At 68.0% G+C, this 4,605-nt stretch carries 6 protein-coding genes and 1 pseudogene; 5 read left to right on the top strand and 2 right to left on the bottom strand.

Annotated features, from left to right (window positions below; translation table 11 throughout):
• The 5 genes and pseudogenes from G3N97_RS39850 to G3N97_RS36855 form a co-directional block, all read left to right on the top strand.
• Nucleotides 1–162: pseudogene (locus G3N97_RS39850) on the top strand (carbohydrate kinase); the annotation flags it as partial.
• Nucleotides 163–184: 22 nt separating this feature from the next.
• Complete coding sequence (fghA, locus tag G3N97_RS36870; RefSeq protein ID WP_205997701.1) at nucleotides 185–1,030, top strand: S-formylglutathione hydrolase; 846 nt, start codon at nucleotides 185–187, stop codon at nucleotides 1,028–1,030.
• 177 nt (nucleotides 1,031–1,207) lie between these two features.
• Nucleotides 1,208–1,591: a hypothetical protein gene (locus G3N97_RS36865; RefSeq protein ID WP_205997700.1), complete on the top strand. Its 384-nt coding sequence runs from the start codon at nucleotides 1,208–1,210 to the stop codon at nucleotides 1,589–1,591.
• A 75-nt stretch (nucleotides 1,592–1,666) separates the two neighbouring features.
• Nucleotides 1,667–2,125, top strand: coding sequence for a hypothetical protein (locus tag G3N97_RS36860; RefSeq protein ID WP_065059277.1), 459 nt, complete (start codon nucleotides 1,667–1,669; stop codon nucleotides 2,123–2,125).
• A gap of 4 nt (nucleotides 2,126–2,129) precedes the next feature.
• On the top strand, nucleotides 2,130–3,131 hold the full coding sequence (locus G3N97_RS36855; RefSeq protein ID WP_205997699.1) for a CBASS cGAMP-activated phospholipase: 1,002 nt from the start codon (nucleotides 2,130–2,132) through the stop codon (nucleotides 3,129–3,131).
• A 98-nt stretch (nucleotides 3,132–3,229) separates the two neighbouring features.
• Here G3N97_RS36855 and G3N97_RS36850 read toward each other — a convergent pair whose 3' ends face one another.
• Both G3N97_RS36850 and G3N97_RS36845 read right to left on the bottom strand, forming a co-directional pair.
• A complete protein-coding gene (locus G3N97_RS36850) occupies nucleotides 3,230–4,018 on the bottom strand; it encodes a metal ABC transporter permease (protein ID WP_205997702.1) in 789 nt (262 codons plus the stop codon).
• Nucleotides 4,011–4,605: ATP-binding cassette domain-containing protein (locus tag G3N97_RS36845; protein WP_205997698.1), on the bottom strand; the 595-nt coding region annotated here is incomplete at its 5' end. The genes G3N97_RS36845 and G3N97_RS36850, both read right to left, overlap by 8 nt.

The raw sequence follows: 4,605 nt of genomic DNA, 5'->3' as shown, positions 1-4,605 counted from the left end.
GTGGCGTGCGGACACTGGCGTATGGACGAACTCGCGGCGCTCGCGCCCGCATCGACGCGCGTCGCGCAGCCGCGCGAGGACGCGGCGCTTGCGCAGCGCTACGCGCGCTTTATCGATTTATATGGCCGGGTGCGAAGCTGGTTCGCACCGGTCAGTTCCTGACTGAGAGCGGAGGAAAAACGGGATGCTGATCCTGATTGAAGAACATGCCTGCTACGGCGGCGTGCAACGCATCTACAAGCACGAGTCGGAAACCATCGGCCTGCCGATGCGCTTTTCGGTCTTTCTGCCGCCGCAGGCGCGCAACGCGAAGGTGCCCGCGCTCTTTTATCTCGCGGGCCTGACCTGCACCGAGGAAACCTTCCCGATCAAGGCGGGCGCGCAGCGCTTCGCCGCACAGCACGGCATCGCGCTGATTGCGCCCGACACCAGCCCGCGCGGCGCGAACGTGCCGGGCGAAGCCGATGCGTGGGACTTCGGCGTGGGCGCGGGTTTTTACGTCGACGCCACGCGCGAGCCGTGGTCGACCCACTGGCGCATGTATTCGTACGTGCGCGACGAGCTGCGCGCGGCGGTCACCGAACATCTGCCGATCGACGGCGAACGCCTCGGCATCTTCGGCCACTCGATGGGCGGTCACGGCGCGCTGACGCTCGCGCTGCGTAATCCGGAGATCTATCGCTCGGTGTCGGCGTTCGCGCCGATCGCCGCGCCCACGCGCTGCCCGTGGGGCGAGAAAGCCTTCAGCGGCTATCTCGGCGACGACCGCGAAGCGTGGAAGCAGTACGACGCGAGCGAACTCGTGGCGAAGGCCGCGCGCAAGTTCGAGGCGGGCATTCTGGTCGATCAGGGTCTCGCCGACGCGTTCCTCGCGAACCAGTTGAACCCGGACGTGTTCGAGGCCGCCTGCGCGGCGGCGGGTCAGCCGCTCACGCTGCGCCGTCACGAAGACTACGATCACGGTTACTTCTTCATCCAGAGCTTTATCGAGGACCATCTCGCGCATCATGCGAGCGTGCTACTGAAGTAAGCCACGCGGATCGAGATCGCGCAAAAGCGGAAGGGCCGTCACGCAGCGCGTCGCGGCCCTTTTTTGCGTCCGGCTTCTCAGGATTCGACCCCGTTGCAAAACTTGGAAATCTGGTCAGGTTGGTACTAGAATCTGGTCAGGTTGAACCTGTTAGTTCTTATTTTTGGAGTCACGATCATGCGAGCACTGCGAGTCGAACCGGAAGCCGGCAAGGAAACCGTCGAGCGCCGCATGGTCGATTTCCAGGCGGCCGTGAAGGCGATCGCCGCGCGCGTCGGCGCCACCGACATCAACGCGGCCGGCACGCCCATTTCCGCGTTCAAGACCAATTATTCGAGCGTGCTCAAGCGCGTGAAGTCGGGCTCGGTGGAGATCGTCAACCAGGGCCAGGAGCCGTTCATCATCCTCGGTCTCGATCAGGCGGTCGCGCTGATGTCCAACACGGTCAGCGACCGCACCGTGGCGGAAGTGTTCGCTGGGCTGCCCTCGGTGCCGGCCACGGGCAAGCTGCCGCGCGACGCGTCGATCGACGCCGAAGACCACTACCGCGTGCCGCGTTGAGCGGCCGCGGTTCCGTACCGCACCTCATAACAACAACCGATCGACATTCGGGGCATTACAAGACAAAGGCCGTCCATGCCGAGATTCCTGTTGGGCACGAATACGCTCATCGACATGTGTATCGAAGACACCGCGTCGCGCAAATGGATGGAAAGCGGCGTGAAGGCGCGCGACATCAATCTCAGCGTGATCAGCGTGGCCGCCGCGCGCCAGGTGATCGCGCAGCACAAGACCAGCGAGCCGCGCCGCGCCGCCTTCAGGAAGGCGCTCGAAGCGCGGCTGGCTGCGCTCGTCGATGACGGCTCGGTGCTGCTGCCGTTCGATCAGGCCGAGGCCGCCGAGTGGGAACAGTGGCGCGGCCATCAGCCGCTCGAAATCGAGAAGGGCGGCAAGCGCCATGCGGTCGGTCAGGACACGCGCATGGTGATCGCCACGGCCGTCGCGAACGGCTGCACGCTCGTCGAGCCCGAAGAGGCGTACCACCGCGAACTGCGCAAGCTGCAGGTGAGCGTGGTGTCGCTGCTCGAGGAATAGGCCCTTGGATCCGCTGGACGACCAGTTCCGCGTGCCCGGCGGCCGCCTCACGCCCGCGCCCGCCTGCTGCCGCGTGCTGAGCCTGTCGGGCGGCGGCTTTCGCGGCCTCTACACGGCGCGCCTGCTCGCGCGCATCGAGGAAAGCGGCAAGTTCGGCGACGGGCCGATCGGCGCGCGTTTCGACCTGATCGCGGGCACCTCGGTCGGTGGCATTCTCGCGGCGGGGCTGGCGGCGGGCGTGAGCGCGCGCGAGCTGCACGCGATGCTCGCGCAGTGGGGGCCGTCGATTTTTCCGAAGCTCTCGCTGCGCACGCTCCAGAAACTCTTCAGCAAGAAGGTGTACGCGGCCGAGCCGCTCGAACGCGCGATCGTCGCGTGTCTCGACGGCCGCGCGCACACGCCGCTCTCCGAACTCGACAAGCCGCTCATGCTGACGACCGTGAGCTGGTCGCTCGGCGAGATCCGTCTGCTGCGCAGCCGCGGTCTCGCGGGTGACGAAGCCGATGCCTGTTCGCTGCTCGCCGCCGCGCGCGCGACCTCGGCGGCGCCCGCGCATTTCCCCGCCGTCATGCTCGACGACGACTGGCACGTGGACGGCGGCCTGGCCGCCAATTGTCCCGACGCGCACGCGCTCGTCCAGGCCCAGCGGCGCGGCGCGCCGGTGCGCATGCTGAGCGTCGGCACCACGGGCGTGCGCCACAAGAGCGTGCCGAGCCGTCTGCCGCTGCGCGGCTTCGCATGGGCGCAGCCCGCGCTCGATCTGAGCATGGAGGCGCAGGAGCGCATGGCGCAGGCCACCTGCGCGCGCGAACTGCGCGAGCGCTATCTGCATCTGAACAGCGAGGCGGGCGGCGATCAGCAGATCCTGCGCGATCTCGACGTCGCCACGCCCGACGCCAGCGCGGCGCTCACGCGGCTCGCCGATCAGCGTTTCGAGGCGCTGCTCGCAGACGCCGAGGAGTCGCGGCGGCTGCGTTTCATCATGGGCGATGGCGAGGCCGTGTAGCGGCGTCGGCGACACGAATCACGCCACGAAGGCGATAAAAAAGGCGTTGTCCCTCGCGGGTACAACGCCTTTTTTCGTTGGAGTGCGCGCGGCGCAGCTTACGACTGCCGCTTGCCGATCAGGCTCGCGCCGTAGACGAACGCGGCGAGCGCGGTGATCCAGAAGCTCGTCGGCCAGTCGGTGTAGTAGGCGAGCGCGACGCCGATCCACGCCTGCGCGAGCGCGAGCAGCGCGGCCAGCACGAGGCCTGCCGAGAGGCGCGTCGTGAGGTTCTGCGCGGCGGCGGCGGGGCCGACCATCAGCGTGAACACCAGCAGCACGCCGACGATCTGCGTGCACGCGGCCACGGCGAGCGCGGCGATGCCGAGAAACAGCACCGACACGAGGCGCAGCGACACGCCTTTCGCTTCGGCCAGTTCCGGCTGCAGCGAGGCGAACAACAGCGGACGCATGATCGCCGCGAGCGCCGCGAGACTCGCCACCGCGAGTGCCGCGAGCACGCCGAGCGTGTCGCGGTTCACGCCGAGCACGTTGCCGAACAGCAGCGCCGTGACCTGCGTGGCGTAGGACGTGAAGAAGTGCAGGAACAGCAGGCCGAAGCCGAGCGCGAGCGAGAGAATCACGCCGATGGCCACGTCGCGGCCCGCGAGCTTTTCGCCGAGCGCGCCCATCGAGACGCCCGCCGCGAGCGTGAAGCCCACCATGCCCCACATCGGCGAGACGCCCAGCAGGACGGCGCCGGTCGCGCCCGTGAAGCCGACGTGCGAGAGCGCGTGGCCCGCGAAGGTCTGCCCGCGCATCACCAGAAAATAGCCGACGATGCCCGCGAGCACCGCGACGATGCCCGACGCCGCGAAGGCGTTCACCATGAAATCGTATTCAAGCATCGTGCGAGTGGCCGTGTGCGTCGTTGTCGTTATGGGCGTGTGCGTGGCCGTGCGCGCCGTGCGAATGACCGTGGTCGTGGCCATGATCGTGCTCGTGTTCGTGGTCGTGCTTTTCGACTTCCACGTCGCCGGACATCACGAAAATGCGGCCCTTCATGCGCATCACCTCGATCGGCGAGCCGTAGAGGCGCGAGAGCACGGGCGCGGTGATGACTTCGTCCACGCTGCCGAGCGCCGCCACGCCGTTGCCGAGATACAGCACGCGGTCGAGCGCGTTGAGGAGCGGATTGAGTTCGTGCGCCGAGAACAGCACGGCGATGCCCAGCTCGCGCTGCACGCGCCGCACGAGTTCGACCACGCCGCGCTGATGGTGCGGGTCGAGGCTGATGAGCGGTTCGTCGAGCAGCAGCAGCTTCGGGTCGCCGAGCAGGCATTGCGCGAGCAGCAGGCGCTGGCGCTCGCCGCCCGAGAGTTCGGAAAGCGGCCGGTCGGCCAGCTTCGTCGCGCCCACGAGATCGAGCACGCGAGCGACGTCGGCGCGCGTGGCGGCGTCGGCGCGCGGCAGGCCCCAGCGGTGCCCGTCGGCG

This window comes from Paraburkholderia sp. Ac-20347 (genome assembly GCF_017104805.1).
In the GTDB taxonomy this organism is placed as follows: Bacteria; Pseudomonadota; Gammaproteobacteria; order Burkholderiales; family Burkholderiaceae; genus Paraburkholderia; species Paraburkholderia tropica.
Note: the sequence above shows the minus strand (reverse complement) of the source record. Positions and strands in the feature narration are given on the sequence as shown.

Bases quoted from the DNA above. Each gene is read 5' to 3' on its own strand.
- G3N97_RS36860 (WP_065059277.1), top strand. From the start codon at position 1,667: ATGCCGAGATTCCTGTTGGGCACGAATACGCTCATCGACATGTGTATC.
- G3N97_RS36850 (WP_205997702.1), bottom strand. From the start codon at position 4,018: ATGCTTGAATACGATTTCATGGTGAACGCCTTCGCGGCGTCGGGCATC.
- fghA (WP_205997701.1), top strand. From the start codon at position 185: ATGCTGATCCTGATTGAAGAACATGCCTGCTACGGCGGCGTGCAACGC.
- G3N97_RS36865 (WP_205997700.1), top strand. From the start codon at position 1,208: ATGCGAGCACTGCGAGTCGAACCGGAAGCCGGCAAGGAAACCGTCGAG.